The sequence below is a fragment of the Arthrobacter sp. JDC6 genome (assembly GCF_056484025.1).
Genome location: NZ_CM151278.1, coordinates 2400782 through 2417542, shown reverse-complemented (window position 1 = coordinate 2417542; position 16761 = coordinate 2400782). Strand labels below are relative to the sequence as shown.

Here is a 16761-nt window from a genome sequence, read left to right as displayed (position 1 = left end):
CCTAGATGCGGCCGGCCGCCTCTCGTCCCTGCAACCTAGTGAGTTTGGGTTGGCTCTGAGCTGAGTGATCGGGAACTAGGCGCGGCGCTCCGACCTGTGGGTCGTACCGGCCGGTTTATTTCGGCCATGAGGGAACGATTGACGCGGTGAGCTGCCTCGAGGTCGGATGACAGCGCTTCAGAGTTCTGTCGAAGCTGACGCAGTTCTTGGATGGCGTCACTGGCTTGCTTGGAAAGGATGATGTTCTGATCGGTCAGTTCTTGAACCCGAAGGCTCTGTGAATGGGCGTCGGTGCCGTCAATCTGGTCGCCGAGCAATTCGGAGATGCGGCGCTGGTGCTTCTGCAGCTCGTGACGGAGCCGTTGGTTCTCCTTGCGCAATAGATCACGTTCGACGGGCCCAACTCCGGCAGTGGATTTCGCTGTTTCCTCGGACGAACCTCTGAATTGCACGGACTGCGCTTTTCTTACGTGCTCCAGGAGTGGTTTCTGGCGGACGAGCCAGGGGCTGACGCCGGCACGGCGCGCAACATCGGCCACGCTGATGGGCGTGTTTGTTCGTGTCATCGCATCGATTGTTGCCAGGACTGCCTGCCTTTTGGCTTTGCTGACTTTCTTTCGGTGCTGCACCATTGCAGCCGTTTTCGAGCCTGAGTGGGTTCTCATTCCTCGTCCTCGAGTACGCGGGTTTTGACCTTGAGGCTTCCGACTGGGATGAAGGGTTTCTCGACGGCGGTCGGGACACTGGAACGGAGCCGGCGCAGTACGGCGGAGGCTTCCGCGAGGGACTCCCTTTCGCTGCCGGGCAATTCGGCCAGCCGCGTTTCCTGCGCAGCGATGAGGGCGGTGAACGCTTCGATCTCGTTCCGGGTGTCAGTGATGAGTGAGGGTCGAAGGTTCTGCGCGACCTGCCAGGCGAGGTCTTCTTTCATCCGTTCCCGATGCGCCTTGAGGTCTGGGAGATGGGAAGGGTCAGATCTGAAGAAAGTGCAGCCGCCGCATTGAAAACGTGCGGGGCATGCTTTGCCCGCTGCTTTGATGTTGGTCGGTTCGGTGCAGTTGCCGAACGGTACTGCGACCGCGGCCATGGAGTAGAGGTCTTCGGTAACGGGGGAGTGGGCGCCCAGAGCGTCGAAGGAAAGCCTTTTGACGGACTCGATGGCTTTGCGTTTTCGTGCGTTGGTCACTGTGTAGTACTGGGCAGTCGTGTCAGCGGACCGGTGGTCCATGAGGCGGCGGAGGGTTTCCTGTGGGACGCCTGCGTCGGCCAGTCGTTGGCAGTAGGAGTGGCGGAACGCATAGGCGAAAACACTGGTCTTGCAGAACGGCGTTCCTGTGCCGGGGCCGTTATTGGGGCCTGGCAGGTCTGGAAGATCGAGGTCGATCCAGTCCCGGAGCCGTTTGTTGAACCACGTTGTCTTGAGGTGTTTGTCCCGGGCCCTGGGACGGAACGTGGGAAAAAGCCAGTCGTGCTGCCCGGGCGGCATCGCGGTGATGTGTTGATCCCGGACAGTAAACCAGGTCTCCAGGGCTTGGGCGGTTTCTGCCCAGATAGGAAGGCGCCTGCCCCTGCGTCTTCCTTTGTCGTTGTGCCAGAGCAGGGTGGCTTGGCCGGTCGTGTCGTAGCTGAGGCAGTCACGGCGGAGACCTGCGGTTTCGCTGGGTCGGCGTCCGGCGTCGCGCAAAAGGGTCAGGTAGCAGGTGAACGCTGCTTTGTAGACGGCGTTGGGGGCAGAGGCTGATGCGGGATTGGAGACTCGTGCGGTGGGCAGCTGCTCGAAGAGGTACTCGATCACGGGTTCGGGAACAGCCCGTCCGGTCTCATCGTCTTCGTCTGCCCCCGGATTGTCTTCGAGGGGGATCTGCAGGTCGTAGTCCAGGGCGAAGGAGAGAGTGGTGTTTTCGAACAGGTCCGAGTTTTTCCGGGCGTAGTCGATCATGCCGGCAAGCGTTGATCCAAGGAGCCGTTTGTAGCTGTTGGGCAGGGGGTGCCCATCGAGCCGGGCAAGACCTGCCAGCGCCTGCGCCAGGACCTTGCCATGTTCTCGTGTGAGGTCGGACGCGTTTGTGGGTGAGGGGAGGTTCCGCGCCGCGCACCGGACGACAAAGTCCGTGCAGAGCCGTGCGACGTGAGTGATGAGGGTCGTCGCGGAAGTCTCCGTGGTGGACCGCTCCAAGATCCATAGCTTGGCCATTTGCCGGGCCCATTCCAGGGGTATAGGCCGGAAATCCAGGGCTGCCAAGGAGCGGGCCGACCCGGATCTGTTGGATGACGTCGTCAGAAGACCGAATGGGATGAGGTCTGACCGGAGAAGATCGCCGTTGGTGGACCACGGGACGTAGCGTTCGAGTAATCTGGCCCGCACCACACGGAACATCGACCAGGCATTTACCGAGCGCATGACCTTGCTTTCGGACAGGACCCGGGTGTCGGCGTTGAGGAAGGATTTCGTGGCCTGCGGGAAGTCCATGGCCGAACGGATGAGAGCCCGGGTCGTAATGATATTGATGGGGAAACCAATGCCGTCCTGGTGCTGAAGGGCCCACAGCAGTTCCGTGGCCAATCCGGGGTGCCGCCGGCGCAATGCAGCGAGGTTGAGTTCGCATCCGCCTGTTGTGGGGGAGGGGGCGTGGATTTCCCGGTAGCCGTCGGGTTTCAGCGAGACGACAGCTTCTCGCTCGAGGTGCAAAGTCAGCTCTCCCTGGGTGGCGATCAGCTTTGAATGGCGCCTGCAGAGCCCGATCCGGTTGGCTGCCTGCCGTTTGTAGCCGCACCATGGGACGGCGCAGTATTCCGGTGCCGTAACCGGTTTGGCTTCCTGGGCAGCCACCCAGGCTGCGATGTCTGGCACTGTCCTGACAGGGTGGTGGCCCAGGCATAAGGGAGGCAACCGGTCCTTTTTCTGGTGCCATCGTCGGGGGTTTCCGTCCGTGGCGGCCATGAGGGGCACGCCTAGGCCTTTACTGCGGTTCGTGCAGTTTGCCACTGAGCACAGGATCGGGTCGATGCGGCATGCCCAGTTTGTCTTCTGCAGTTCGGCTGCCTGTTTGACCCAGTCCTCGGCGCTCATGGCGCCCATGCGCTTGGTGTGCCGGATATAGCGGCCAGTGCAGATGTTGCACAGTCCGCTGCGGCGGGTGAATGAGGGACGGGAGCATCCGGGGAAATTACAGCCGTTGACGAGGGTCCCCAGATGGCCTGGGACTCCGGTGAAGATCCACGTCCTGCTGTCCCATTCGTTCGGGCGCCAATCCTCCCGGATTTCCTGGACCAGCATGTCCTGGAACCGGGAGAGGTCCAACGACGCGTCGACCGGTTCCGTTCGTGCCGGGGCAGGAGCAACATCAGGCGCGGTCTGCCCTGCACCGCTCATCGGTGCCGCTCCGAACCTGGCCGGACACTTTCGATGGCGTCGCGAAGATCTTGGTCGCTGGCATGCTCATACACGTGCTGGGACGAGGGACTGCGGTGCCCGAGCAGTTCCTGGACGTCCGCTCCCGGCACTCCGGCCCGCTTCCAGCGGGTCGCCGCTGTATGCCGTGTCATGTGCGGGTTGACCCGGAGACCGGCGCGCCCTGAGGAGCGGTAGAAAATCTTGACTGCATTGGAGTACTTCATCGCCTCCCCGGCGTGGGACCGGGAGTACAAGTTGACGAAAACCATCGGGCTTGAGTCCACGTCCAGACGGTCGATGCGGTCCTCAGCGTAGAGGTGGTACAGGGTGCAGGCCGCTTCAGTGACGGGGATGCTGCGCGGATTCGCCGACTTTGACAACGCGGCGTTCGGGTTCTGGCGCCGACGGACATGGATGTGAGGGCCGGCGGTCGCGCAGCCGAGGCCGCGGGAGTCATGGAAGAGATGCAGATCCTCCGTCCGCAGGCCCAGTGCTTCGCCGATTCGGAGGCCTGTTTCGAGCATCAGCGCCACCAGGAAGCGGTCACGCCGGTTGGCCATCGCCGACAACAGCGAATGGGCAGAGTGTTCGTCGAGAAGCTTGGGGGCTTCTTCGACTTCCTTGACCCTCACAGCCCTGGCCTTGGATACCTTGCCCGGCAGGAGCCTGTCACCGGAATACCCGTACGCGATTCGCGTCTCATAGAAGCCGGCCGCCGTCTTCTCACTGATCAGATCACTGCGGGCGGCCCACATGTAGAACTGGGTCAGGGCCGCAGCGTACTGATTCATTGTCTTCCCGCTGCGGTAACGCGGCTCACGATATTCGATGTCCGATTCAGTGGCGGGCAACGGAGAAGCAGCGAGTTCCCGGATAAACCGTGAAACGACGGGCACGCCGTCGGCCCAGTTCAACCGGGCCGGACCGAGCCAAGTGAAGAACGCGGCGAGGCGTTGCGCGTACGCCCTCAGGGTATTCGTCGACCGGGAGGAACCAAAGAGGTAGTGAAGGTATGAGCTGGATTCAGGATGTAGTTCGAAGGTGGAAGTGTCCACAACTGCCCACGACGGGCCCCCGGCCTTGTGGATGACCCTGAACGCGATCCAGTGCCGTGGAATCGAGGGGTCCGGGTGGTTGGTCGACGGAAACGTAATCAATGAATGCGCCATGCGGACGTACCTCGTCGGGGTAGATAATCCGTGCGTTCCGAGACGACCCTAGTTCAGAACACACATCCCTGTGAACCCCACCGGAGGGTAGATAAGGCGGACCTGGACCTGCCAGTGTTCGACGCTGACCAGGTCACCGCAGCCGACCGGTGCCCGTTTGGCGGTGTTCCACCAGTCTGAGCGCGTGAACCAGCGCACTGGTTCGGCGGCCACGGCCCAGATCCGGTCGTCGTATCGGACGGCCAGGGGTATGCCTTTGGCGGTAAATCGGACCTGTACGGGGACGTCCAGGGGGTTGTCAGTTGTTGTTCTTGCCACGGGTCCGCTCTCCCAAATTCCTGTTCATCATTTCCTCCCGGCGGGTGACCGCCGAACTCCATACCCAGGTCCGGTACGTGACCGGCCCGTCGTTCCACGTCACTTCGGCTGCTTTCGCTGTCCAGGCAAAGACCTCGCCGTCCACCAGCTCGGCGCAGTTCGGGAACCGGATCCATGCCTTCACCGGGATGCCTGGATATCCGTTTTTGACCGGGAAGTGCTCGAAATCGAGCTCTTCCACGGTCAGTCCGATTGGGCCGGCCCGCCGTGCGTACTGCGCCTGTAGCGCGGCCGCAAAACTCTCGGAGGACATACCACAACCTTAGAATATATATTCGAATAGACACGCCAAAGAACGGTGGCCAGGTTACTGGCCGCCGGCTCCCATCATGGGGGAGGGGTACGACAACTAGGCCCCCGGGTTATACCCAGTGGGGACAGGGCGGTTTCTCATGGACGTTGCAACAGGGGGTTGCCTTGAACATACCTGCTGATTCGGGGATCGAATACCAGTACTACTCTCGGGTGTGAGGGTGGCCCTTCGGGCGCCGTCACCGGGTAATTTTGCAGGCGAGTCTTGTGGGATGAGTAAGACTCATTGGCCTTCTCCAGGAATCCCTGCTCTGAAACGGCCCGTGGGGGACCGGCTTACGGGCTGGGTGGAGCGAACGAGGACAGCGCTCTGATGCAGGTACTAGCCTCTCGAAATCTCGGACATTAGGAATCGGAAGCTAGCTGGACTCATTGTTCCTCAGGATTTGCAAGACCTCGCTCGGAGGCTCAGGGATCCGGCGGTCCTTGGGAACGCCCACCCAGACAACCCCGTGTTGATCAGGACGGCTGGCGGCACGACCAATTGGCTCGGCCATGTTTATGGCCACATCACGTGCAAAGCCCTCAACGGTGCCATCCGCCGCCTCTGAGTGAAATGCGAGCCGACGTCCCAGCACCACCGTGGGGTCAATAGTGCGGCGATACACACCCCAGACCGTAGCCGGCCCGTCCTGCCAGTAACCGAGAATATTCACCTCATCCGCCCAGTAGCGATCAATTTCCCTAACGATGTGTCCAGCTAAATCCATAGATCCTCGTCCTAGTCAGACTTCAGCGCAAGCACCCCTAGGTACCGAGGGGTGTCCGAACAGGACGAAATTGGTGCCATCATCCTCAAGAACCGACACGTAGCTCGGACCGAAGAGAGAGACTACTGATTCGCAGATGGCGATCGCGCTCTTGGCCTCCTCGCCACCGTCAGCGCCGCGAGGATCCACGAGGCTGGTTTCGATGCGAATCCTGCCCGCTTCGGTTTCGGTTACGGATTTGATTTTGCCCAACCATGGCGCGTTCTTCTTTGCTGTCTTGAAGTCGGCAGTCTTGTCCCGGCCATTTGCGCTGGGAATGGAGTCAGGTGGTGCAGCAGCCTGACTGGCTCCCGTCCGAGCCGGCGAAGCAGCATTTGATGCCTTCTGCGGATCGGAAGTCGAGCAGCCACAGAGCAGTGTAATAACAGCAACTCCAACCAAACCGGAAACCGGGAGAAAAGTTCTCTTGGCATATGATGGCGCTGCATTCTTCGGATTGTTCCGTTGCATGTTTTTGTCCCCCAATTTTTGCAACCGCTATAAGCGGTGCTCGCGCCTTTAGCATCGCACCTGGACACCAGTCCGGGAAGGTTTCCAACACGCGGAAGCCACTTCTGCCCTCAACACACCGAAGATCTCACTTGCCCGACTCCCAGTGGCGGATCCTTTAGCCGACGTCCTCAGTTAAAGGTGACCTGAACGGGCTTGAACCTGAAAGGCCCCCCACATCCAACTCCGAAGGGATGTTCTCCGGTGGATTCAGTTTCTACTGGCAGTTCAACCGCGGTTTGGCCGCCAACCGCAGCTGCGGCCTCAACGTGGATCGAAGTCACGCTTACAGGCGCGATCAGGTAAGGCGCGGATTGGGGCACCAGCCACTTCCGCTCATCATTCTGTGCCACCGGCTCAGGCACGCACCCTTCCCCAAAACAAGCCGCAACCGACGCCGGCGCGGAGGAAAACACTAACTCCACGGGACCCGTATAGGCATAACCAATGGCTGGGCACACACGGGGAACACGAGACACGCCGCCAATCACAGCAATGACTGCCAAGACTGCGACAACGCTGTCGACTGCAAGGAGTAGTGCCCACCGACGCTTCATGGAGTGAGACTAGCGCTCGACGGGACAAGCTTCGAGCAGCGGGGCGTTTGGGTAAAGGATCTCCTTACGAGACGGAGGAACCGGATCCTGCCAACTTGGCCGCCGCGGCGTGATAAGTCGCGAACTTGGCGGATGCGCTGGACCAATTCAGCACAGATCTGGGGCGGCTGTTGATCTCCGCCGCGGCGAAGAGTACATCCGCCGGTTTGATGGTGCTTAGGTCATCTCCCTTCCGAAAGTACTGACGAAGTAGGCCGTTGGCGTTCTCGTTTGATGCGCGCTGCCAGGGACTGGCCGGATCGCAGAAGTAGACCAGCGTCCCCAGCGCAGCTGTGACCTCGGCGTGCTTGGCCATCTCTGATCCCCGGTCCCACGTCAACGTCCTCCGCAAGGTAGCCGGCATGACACCGAGCACTTCGATGAGCTGGTCCCGCATGTTGCCGGATCTGCTCCCTGGACGGAGAACGAAAGCGACGAGGAGTCGAGAAGAGCGTTCAACCAGCGTCACTATCGCTGATTTGTTTCCCTTCCCCATGATGAGGTCACCCTCCCAATGGCCAGCTTCCTCTCTGGTGGCAATGTGGGCTGGGCGGTCTCCGATCTTCAAAGCATCAGTAATGTACTGGCGTGGCTTCACCTTGGTCCTGGACCTGGGTCGCCTGCTGAACTTACCCGAACGCAGCAGGCGAGCAGACCCCGCCGGAACGGGGCGGATGCTCAGTTGGTAGAGCGCACGGTAGATCGTTTCATGAGCCAGGTGCCGGTGCTTTTCTCCAGGAAACCGTTCCCTCAGGGCCTGGGAGACCTGCTGAGGGCTCCACCGCTTCGATAGACAGGCCACGACGTAGTCCCTGAGCTCATCATCCCCAGCAAGCTTTGCCAGCCTGGGTCGTGGCCTTCTCTTCTGTGCCATTTGCTGGGCGCGGAACGGATGATAGCGACGAGAGTCCGGTCGGTTTCTGGCCAGCTCTCTGCTGATTGTGGAGGGTGGCCGGCCGAGATCGCGGGCGATAGATCGAAGGCTCGCTTTAGCCAGCAACCGGTCGGCAATGAAGATGCGTTCGTTCTCTGACAAATAGCGGCTGGAGACGGTTGAGGCCGGAACCGCTTTATCAGGTCTCGGGTCCAAGCCCTGCTGCACCAGACCCTCGACCCCGTTGCGTCCATGCAACCAACGCCTGCCCGTGTTTTTGTGGATTCCAAGAATCCTGCATGCTGCCGAGTTGGAGTGGCCTTCTTTCATGAGCTGAACGTACAAGGGCTTCTTCTCAACCAAGCCCTCTGGGCCCATTTTCCGCGATCGGCGCGTCGAACTGCGCATGATCCAACACCTCTTTCAGATTGGTGTTGCGACGTTCGTGAGAAGCTGCCCAGCTTTGAGCTGTGCGGAGGGCTCCACCTGCCCGCCAATGGGCATAACCCGGGGCTAAGAGCTCTGGTCTCCGCTGCGCTGTACCCAGGAGATGGTCCTTCGCTGCGCTCCGGCCTGTAAATGCTTGTTTTTCCCTTACATCTGGCTGGGGTGTTCTCCGTACAAGGCCGCTCATCGTAGCCGGCCGGGGGCCCGACCCATAAACCCACGTACACGGACAATCCCACGCGGTCGCCAAGGCTCCCTTATTTCGCGGGCTTCCCCGCGCACTCTTCGGGGTTGACGGCCCACCCTCGACCGGCTGCGACAGCGGGGGCCTCGCACGGCGGGGCAGGAAGGAGGTGGCTACATGAGCATCGACGAAGCGATCAGGCTCGCGACAGCGGTCGTGAGCTTGATGACAGCTGTCATCGCTCTGCTCTCCACGCGGAACGCGCTCTTAACGAGCAAACGCTCCCGAGCGGCAACTCGGAAGCGTAAGCGTAAAGCAAGGAAGTAGGTGTAGCTACGAACCCGGTGGTCGTAACCGCAAGGCTGCGGCCACCGGCTCCTTCCCAGACTAAGTCCTGTTCAACGATAAGGAAACCATCATGGAGCCTCTGACCATCATCAACTTCGTGCTCTCCCTGGCGGCACTTGGCGCTTCCATCACCGCCTACCGCGCCACCGCCAAGACCCGGAAGGACCAGGAAACGTAAAACGGGCGAGAGGCGGGCCGCAGTCCGTGGGTCCGCCTCTCGGCACTGCCCGCCTGAAGCCAGGCGCGGGGAGCAAAGCGCCCTATTGGGGACGCCCTGGTTTCCGCTGCGCTTCAACCAGTTTGTTGGGCGTCCGCTGGCGCGGCCGGCTGTTGGGTGCAGGGCGCGCCGTCGCAGACACACCGGACCCCCTGGACCGGTGTGTCTACGACGATGCTCCTATAGCGGTCAAATCGCCTCTTGGTGCGGCTGGTGGCGCTTGTTTTTGGCAGTGGATCCAGTGGAAGTCGACGTTTCCGGGGGCTGCTGGCAGGGGTGGCTGGTTGACGGCTGCAGAGGGTTGGCCGCGATGCCTACTCCGGGTCGTCAGTCTTGGTTTTCCAGCCTATGGCTGGTGTGTAGGCTGCCACGATGTATCCCGTACCAAAGGACGGTTCGGATTCGGTGGTTCGGCGTAAGGTCGCGCTGCTGCAGCGCAAATCGTGTATAGCGCCCTTGACCTTGGTGATGGCGTCGCTGATATCCGTGGCTTGGACCGTAAAGTACCCTGCCCCGCGCTCGGTTACGTATGTGAGGAAGAACGCCATAGAGGGAAGCTTGGCAGGACCTAGAAATTTTGCATACGGCCCAAAGACCCCTCATGGGCATGGGTTTTGGGACTCGGATGAGACGTTTAGTGGCCTCGTCCTCGGTGTCGCTTGGCCATTTCTTCCAGTGTCACTCTCAGAATTTCTACCTCTAGGCCATGCAGGAGGGGGATGTCATGAACGAAGGCGTCCAGTTCCAAGACGTCAGCGCTTCCTCCTCGTGATATGTACTGAAGCCAGAGGTCCTCAATGGAGAACTCACCTGTTTCGAGGAGACGCAGGGCTGCTGGGCGAGGATCGTATCTTGTCATCTCGACCTTCTAGATGCAGTTGGGCCGTGTGATGTCTTTGCTGGAACGGCATCATGATAGACGATGGACAGCCACTGCTTGACGTCCTTTAAGGCTACGCTCTGACCGGATCTAAGGCCCGGTTCGGTACCCCCCTCCTTTATCCTGGTTGGTCAGCCATTGCCGGTAGTCCGCGGCGAGGGCGTCGTTGCGAATGAGTCCGCGTTCCAGACGAGAAATGATGGATACCCATTGGCCCAGTTCGCCGGCTACGGTCGTGATGGTCATGCCGAGTTCGGTTCGCATGCGGCGGAGGTCGGAGATGTCCGGTGCAGGCCGGGGGTTGGTGATCTGCCGGTAGATTTCCCTGGCTGCGTAGCGTTTGAGGCAGCGCATGATTTCGCGTTTGCCCTTGCCCTCGGCCGTCCGTTTGACCACGTAATCCTTGGTCCGCTGACACGATCCCATGCGAACCAGCACCAACTGATGTAAAGCGTTATTGGCATTGCGGTCGCCGCCTCTACTGAGCCGGTGGCGCGTTGTCTTGCCGGACGATGCCGGTACCGGCGCGACCCCGACAAGCGAGGCGAATTGGGCTTCGTTGCCCATCCGGTCCGGGTTGTCCCCGAAGGTGATCAACAGCTGACTGGCTACCTCGGTCCCGACTCCTGGGAGATCACAAAGCATCGGAGCGTAGCTATCGAGGATTTCCTTGAGCGCCGCGTCAGCAGCCTCAATTTCCGCTCCCAGTGCTTGGCAACGTGCTGCCAACGCCTTGAGCGTCATAAGGGTCACGTACTCGGGGTCAGCCATGTGCCCCGAAGGTCTCGTGCGCTGCAGGGCAGGAATCAGCGCTGAGGTAGCCAGCGCCCGGTATTTGTCCCGGATCTTGTCCGGGGCCGAAACGAGGAGCGCCTTGATCTGGTTAATGGCCGCGGTCCGGGCCTTGATGGCTGACGCGCGCCCGGATCGTATGATCCGCAGGCATTCCACCGGGCCGTCCTTGGCCTTCGGGATCGCCTTCGTCCGCCCCTCAAGCACGGACTTGGCGGCCTGGTAGGCATCCAGGGGATCGGACTTCCCGTTGAGTCGGCGGGCGGCCCGGTTCGGCCGGTTCACCTCCAGCACAGTGAGCCCTTCGCCCCGGAGTGTTCTGGCGAGTTCGGCGCCGTAGGAGCCGGTTCCTTCGACGCCGACGGCGGTGACTGTGCCGTAGGAGGTGATGAAGTCGATGATTTTCCGGTATCCGGATCCCACGGCGAGGAATTCCTTGTCCGCGAGGGGTTTGCCGTGTTCGTTGATGACGGCCACATGGTGTGTGTCTGCGTGGGTATCGATACCCGCGATAACTCTTGTTGGTTCGCTTGCCAAGATGGAATTTGCCCCTCAGTCGCGTCGAATGCTGATTGATCGGGCGCGGGCCAGGTGGGCAGACAAAACGGTAATGGGACTGGTCGTATCAGGCTCCTATGAGGTCATGTCCGCCTGGCTCGACACCCCTTTTAACGGTCCTTGAGCCGGCGGACAGATCGTCGGGAAGACAGTGCCGCCTGGTACGTCAGTTTTTGGCTGGGTCACGCCGGCTCAAGGACTGTTCCAGTATTACCGTTTTTGGCTGCTGTCCTTCGGATTGTACGTGCCCGTTCCGGCCCCTCTAGCCCCTTCGTTCCTCCGGGGCCTGCGGCCCGGGAAGTCTTCTCCGGCGCTCCTTCGTCGCTTATTTCCTCCGAAGATTTCCCGGGTCTTGCCTTGCGGGTAGACGGGCCTGCACGTGCACAGCTCCGCAAGCTTCGCCAGCAGCCAAAAACAACTGTGAGCCTTGCAGTGGTTGGTCTGGGACTAGCTGGCAGTGTTGATGCCGGTCGTTCTGCCTGGTGCGTGACTCGAAAAACAACTTGCCCCTTAGGGTGCGTTTCCCCCGACTTGTCCGCACTGGGTGGAGCGGCCGGCGTTGGCCTGTCCCACGTCGTTGGCTTGATTAGAAGCTTGCCCAACCTTTGCAGGTTGTGGCTCATCACAGTTTTGCCGCGAAGTGACTCTTCCCAGGTTCAATGCCGGCCGTCATGCGGCCGTTCTTGCCCGTTCGAAAGGAAGGAGGGTGGCAGCGTTGACTATCGTTGCTCAGACCCGCCCGTTCGTCATTGGCGTTGACTGTCACGCCCGCACACACACTTACGCCGTCATCGAAGCCAGTACCAAGCGACAAGTCGCGAGCGAGCAGTTCCCGACGACGCCGACGGGGATTTCCCGCGCACTTGCCTGGGCAGCCCGAAGGACAGACGCCGATCTGGCTTGTCTATGGGCGATTGAGGGTGTCGGCACTTATGGGGCACGTCTGGCTAAGGCAATAACCGACGCTGGCTACGATGTCGCCGAAGCTCCACGGATGAACGCCCGGGGTCGCCGGGGGATCGGCAAATCCGACCCGCTGGACGCCGCCGCCATCGGAACCGCTGTCCTGAACTTAGAGGAGTCCCAGCTCCGCACTCCGCGCCGGGATGAAGGAACCCGTGCCGGACTCAGGATCCTGAGCGCATCCCGGGATCAGCTGACCCGGGACCGAACATTGAATGCCAACGCACTCCTCGCCTTACTCCGGACACATGATCTGGGAATCGACGCCCGTAAACCTCTGGTTCCTGCTCAGATCGCGACGATCACCAGATGGCGGGAACGACAGGAACCGATCGAATTATCGATCGCGCGCGAGGAAGCAGTTCGATTGGCCCGCCGCGTTCTCGAAGTGACCACACAGCTGGCTGCGAACCAGAAGCGCATGACAGAGCTGATCCAGCAAAGCCCCGCGGCGCCACTGCTGGAGATGGTGGGCGCCGGGGCTGTCTCAGTGGCTACAGTCCTGACAGCCTGGTCGCATCCGGAAAGGGTTCGCAGCGAAGCTGCCTTCGCCTCACTGGCAGGGGTGAATCCCTTGCCTGCCTCAAGCGGCAACACTGTCCGGCACAGGCTCAACCGGGGCGGTGATAGACGCCTCAACCGAGCCTTGCACACCATAACCATGACCCGGATGGTCCACGACCCCGGAACACGGGAGTACGTCGCCAAACGCACCCAAGAAGGCCGCAGCTACCGCGAAATCCGCAGATCCCTCAAGCGCTACATCGTCCGAATCCTCTACCGCCAACTCAACACCCTTTACGCGGCTGCGGAACCTACCTCATGACGGTTGTGGGTGGGCATTCCCCAGCCCGACCGAGTTGAGGAGCGCACGGGTTTCTCTCGCTGGCAGTCCGAAGGACGTAGCACACTCGGAGGAGCCGGGCATATGGTCATTGCAGTTGCTTTCTCGCGCAGCAAAGGATCGGCATCCGGTCGTGACTAGAGAAGGGGGTAGGGCTATGGGGGAGGAGGAATTGCGTCGTTCCCCGGAGGTCCTGGTTGATCACTTGCAGGATCTTGTCCTGAAAACCGAGGATGTGAAGGAGATGCTGGACGAACTTGCCCAGTTGACTGCCAGGACTCTGAGCGACCCGGCTATTGCCTTTTGCAGCATCATCTTGATTCAGAAGAAGAAGCAGCTGACCATTGCCCGCAGCGATGATAGCGCCGCACTGCTGGACGAAATCCAATACAGGGCAGGCGATGGGCCCTGCCTTTCCGCGATCCGGGAACAGAGAATTGTGCATGTCCCGGACGTGGTGAAGGAGCGCCGGTGGCCAGCTTTCACTGAGGCCGCATATGAACCGGGAGTACGGTCTTGCTTGTCGGTGCCGCTCGTTCTTGAGGGGGAGGCTAAAGCTGGGTTGAACCTTTACTCCACACGCTCTCGTGGTTTCACTGACGGGGACATCAGCATGGTTGAGTCGTATTCCTACCATGCATCCAAGGCCCTGCGGCTGGCCGTGAAAATCAGCCAGCTCGCTGAGGCCAATGCCAACCTTATGGCGGCATTGGAATCCCGTACCGTTATTGACCTGGCAGCCGGCGCCATCATGGCGCAGAACCGCTGCAACCAGGAGACAGCCATGAAAATCCTTTCCATTGCCTCCAATACGCGGAACATCAAACTCCGTGACATCGCCGCGTCCGTAGTTGAGTCAGTTTCACATGACCCCAGCGTCCGGACGCACTTCGACTCTTAAGAGAACGTCGGTGCGGTGCAGGACGGGTGGTCTGTACTGGGTTCTATTTTCGCCGTAGATCCGGTAGGTTGCCGGGTGCTGTTTTGTCACTTTCGTGGGTTGATGATCGAGGCAACGGAGGCCGCGACGGAGTTGTCGGGTTTCTTCGTTGGTGCTGTATAGGAGCGGAGGACGAGGAGTGATTTCCCGGCGAGTTCCACTGTTTGGTTGGCCTCTATGAGGCCTTGACCGGCCCGTTCTCCTGCAGTGTCGATCAGTGGTTCCCAGGCTTTGGAATAGTCGGTGCCGGGGAGTTTGAAGACGACGGGACTGTCCCCGGAGTTGCAGTAGAGCAGGAAGTGGTGGTCGCGGATGGGCCGGTTGCGGTCGTCGCGGCCTACGGCGTCGCCGTTGTAGAACACGCCCAGCGCGCGTGCGAGGGGGTTGTCCCAGTCTTCGGGGATCATCTCTGAAGCGTCTGTGTTGAGCCACACGATGTCCGGCAGTGGCTGGCCGAGGTTTCGCCGGGTGGGGCGGCCGTTGAAGAACCGGTTGCGGCGGAACGTGGGGTGTTCCCGGCGGAGGGCGCTGACTGCTGCAAGAAACTCGATCAGGGGTTGGTCTGCTTCGTCCCAGTTGATCCAGGACAACGGTGAGTCGTGGCAGTAGGCGTTGTTGTTGCCCTGCTGGCTTCTTCCCTGCTCGTCGCCGTGTACCAACATGGGCACGCCCTGTGAGAGGAAAAGTGTGGCCAGGAAATTGCGTTGCTGCCGGGCGCGCAGGGCCAGGATATCGGGGTCTGTCGTAGGGCCTTCCACGCCGCAGTTCCAGGACCTGTTGTGGGATTCGCCGTCGTTGTTATTTTCCCCGTTGGCTTCGTTGTGTTTTTCGTTATAGGTGACCAGGTCGCGGAGGGTGAAGCCGTCGTGGGCGGTCACAAAGTTGATCGAGGCCACGGGCAGGCGGCCCGAGCTTTCGTAGAGATCGGCCGAACCGGCCAGCCGGGACGCGAATTCGCCGAGGGTGGCCGGCGCCCCGCGCCAGAAGTCGCGGACTGCGTCCCGGTACTTACCGTTCCACTCCGTCCACAGAGGGGGGAAGTTGCCGACCTGGTAGCCGCCGGGTCCGACATCCCATGGTTCGGCGATGAGCTTGACCTGGGAGACCACGGGGTCCTGCTGGACAAGGTCGAAGAAGCTGGAGAGCCGGTCCACTTCGTAGAATTCCCGGGCGAGGGCCGCGGCAAGGTCGAAACGGAAACCATCAACGTGCATTTCCAGCACCCAGTACCGCAGCGAATCCATGAGTAACTGCAGGGCATGCGGGTGGCGGACGTTCAGGGTGTTTCCGGTACCGGTGTAGTCGAGGTAGTGCTGCGGGTCCTGGTCCAGGAGCCGGTAGTACGCCTTGTTGTCGATGCCCTTGAAGGACAGGGTGGGGCCCAGGTTGTTGCCCTCGGCGGTGTGGTTGTAGACAACGTCGAGGATCACCTCGATCCCGGCAGCGTGCAGGGACCGGACCATGGCCTTGAATTCCTGGACCTGCTGCCCTGGGCGGGTGCTTGAGCTGTAATCTTCGTGCGGGGCGAGAAAACCGATGGTGCTGTATCCCCAGTAGTTGTCCAGCCCTTTTTCCTGGAGGACGCTGTCCTGGACGAACTGGTGCACGGGCATGAGTTCGATGGCTGTGGCGCCCAGCTTCTGCAGGTGTTCGATTACGGCGGGGTGGGCGATCCCTGCGTAGGTTCCCCGTTCTTTCTCAGGGACCTCGGGGTGGGTCATGGTCAGGCCCTTGACGTGGGCCTCATAAATCACGGTGTCGTTGTAGGGGGTCTTTGGTGGCCGGTCATGCTGCCAGTCGAAAAAGGGGCTGATGACCACGGAGCGCATCGCATCCGGCGCCGAATCCTGGGCGTTGAAAGACAGAGGATCACCAAAGTTATAGGAGAACATCGACTGGCCCCAGTTGATGGTTCCGCTCATGGCCTTCGCGTACGGGTCCATCAGGAGCTTGTTTACGTTACAGCGCAGGCCCCGGGCCGGGTCGTAGGGGCCGTCCACCCGGTAACCGTACAGCTGCCCGGGCAGGACATGGGGAAGGTAGCAGTGCCAAACGAACCCGTCGACAGCTTCCAGCGGGATCCTTTGCTCGGCCCCGGCATCATCAAACAGGCACAGGTACACCGTCTGGGCGGCTTCACTGAAGAGGGCGAAATTCGTGCCGCTTCCGTCATAGGTGGCACCCAATGGATACGGGCTTCCCCTCCAAACCTCCACGTCCGCCTCCATCTCCGAGAGTGAGACCATCCAACCACACCTGGTCCGTCCGGAAGCCCGTGGCGACATCCACAAATGGCCGGTCCCCCGTCAAGCATGGGGCTTAACAGGTACCGGTGTTGGCGGTATTTTCGTGTTGTCAGCAACCGGTCCGGGCAATGTTCCAGGGCTCCGGGATCGCTGGCCGCGATAGAGCCGAGAGTGGATGCGTTGGGAGTCGCCGGGAGATCCGATGGAGAACGAACGGGCTGGCAGTTCAAGTCCGGAAGCCCTGCGGGGCGCGGAACGGGCAGGTACTGGCCGCAGAAGTGTTCCGTGGCGTGTGGAGGGGCTGGCGGCGAAAGGCAAAGGCGCACCGCCTGATGGCCGCAAACGAAGGTTCACGCCGTG

General features: G+C 61.0%; 12 protein-coding genes. 2 read left to right on the top strand and 10 right to left on the bottom strand.

Annotation, left to right across the window (positions count from 1 at the left end):
• Positions 1 to 35: 35 nt before the first annotated feature.
• The 9 genes from ACV095_RS11230 to ACV095_RS11190 all read right to left on the bottom strand — a co-directional run bounded on the left by ACV095_RS11230 (position 36) and on the right by ACV095_RS11190 (position 11327).
• Positions 36 to 665 (bottom strand): hypothetical protein, encoded by a 630-nt coding sequence (locus tag ACV095_RS11230; protein WP_476741764.1) that lies wholly within the window; start codon positions 663 to 665, stop codon positions 36 to 38.
• On the bottom strand, positions 662 to 3373 hold the full coding sequence (locus tag ACV095_RS11225) for a tyrosine-type recombinase/integrase (protein ID WP_478221845.1): 2712 nt from the start codon (positions 3371 to 3373) through the stop codon (positions 662 to 664). Before ACV095_RS11225 ends, ACV095_RS11230 begins: the two co-directional genes overlap by 4 nt.
• Positions 3370 to 4563: a tyrosine-type recombinase/integrase gene (locus ACV095_RS11220; protein ID WP_476741766.1), complete on the bottom strand. Its 1194-nt coding sequence runs from the start codon at positions 4561 to 4563 to the stop codon at positions 3370 to 3372. The genes ACV095_RS11225 and ACV095_RS11220 overlap by 4 nt, the downstream gene beginning before the upstream one ends.
• 48 nt (positions 4564 to 4611) lie before the next feature.
• A complete protein-coding gene (locus ACV095_RS11215; protein ID WP_478221844.1) occupies positions 4612 to 4881 on the bottom strand; it encodes a hypothetical protein in 270 nt (89 codons plus the stop codon).
• Positions 4862 to 5194, bottom strand: a complete 333-nt coding sequence (locus ACV095_RS11210) for a hypothetical protein (RefSeq protein WP_478221843.1) — start codon at positions 5192 to 5194, stop codon at positions 4862 to 4864. Before ACV095_RS11210 ends, ACV095_RS11215 begins: the two co-directional genes overlap by 20 nt.
• Before the next feature lie 418 nt (positions 5195 to 5612).
• Entirely contained in the window at positions 5613 to 5963 is a 351-nt protein-coding gene (locus ACV095_RS11205) for a hypothetical protein (protein WP_237430640.1), read from the bottom strand.
• 15 nt (positions 5964 to 5978) lie between these two features.
• Entirely contained in the window at positions 5979 to 6473 is a 495-nt protein-coding gene (locus ACV095_RS11200; RefSeq protein ID WP_237430639.1) for a hypothetical protein, read from the bottom strand.
• A gap of 660 nt (positions 6474 to 7133) precedes the next feature.
• A complete protein-coding gene (locus tag ACV095_RS11195) occupies positions 7134 to 8345 on the bottom strand; it encodes an IS30 family transposase (RefSeq protein WP_478221842.1) in 1212 nt (403 codons plus the stop codon).
• A gap of 1803 nt (positions 8346 to 10148) precedes the next feature.
• Positions 10149 to 11327 (bottom strand): IS110 family RNA-guided transposase, encoded by a 1179-nt coding sequence (locus ACV095_RS11190; protein ID WP_478221841.1) that lies wholly within the window; start codon positions 11325 to 11327, stop codon positions 10149 to 10151.
• A 796-nt stretch (positions 11328 to 12123) separates the two neighbouring features.
• Here ACV095_RS11190 and ACV095_RS11185 point away from each other — a divergent pair.
• Both ACV095_RS11185 and ACV095_RS11180 read left to right on the top strand, forming a co-directional pair.
• Positions 12124 to 13197, top strand: a complete 1074-nt coding sequence (locus ACV095_RS11185; protein WP_478223447.1) for an IS110 family RNA-guided transposase — start codon at positions 12124 to 12126, stop codon at positions 13195 to 13197.
• Between the two features lie 175 nt (positions 13198 to 13372).
• Positions 13373 to 14116, top strand: coding sequence for a GAF and ANTAR domain-containing protein (locus tag ACV095_RS11180; protein WP_478221840.1), 744 nt, complete (start codon positions 13373 to 13375; stop codon positions 14114 to 14116).
• Between the two features lie 86 nt (positions 14117 to 14202).
• Here ACV095_RS11180 and glgX read toward each other — a convergent pair whose 3' ends face one another.
• The gene (gene glgX / locus ACV095_RS11175) at positions 14203 to 16371 is read right to left on the bottom strand and encodes a glycogen debranching protein GlgX (RefSeq protein ID WP_478223446.1); all 2169 of its coding nucleotides are present in this window, start codon (positions 16369 to 16371) and stop codon (positions 14203 to 14205) included.
• Between the last annotated feature and the right edge of the window lie 390 nt (positions 16372 to 16761).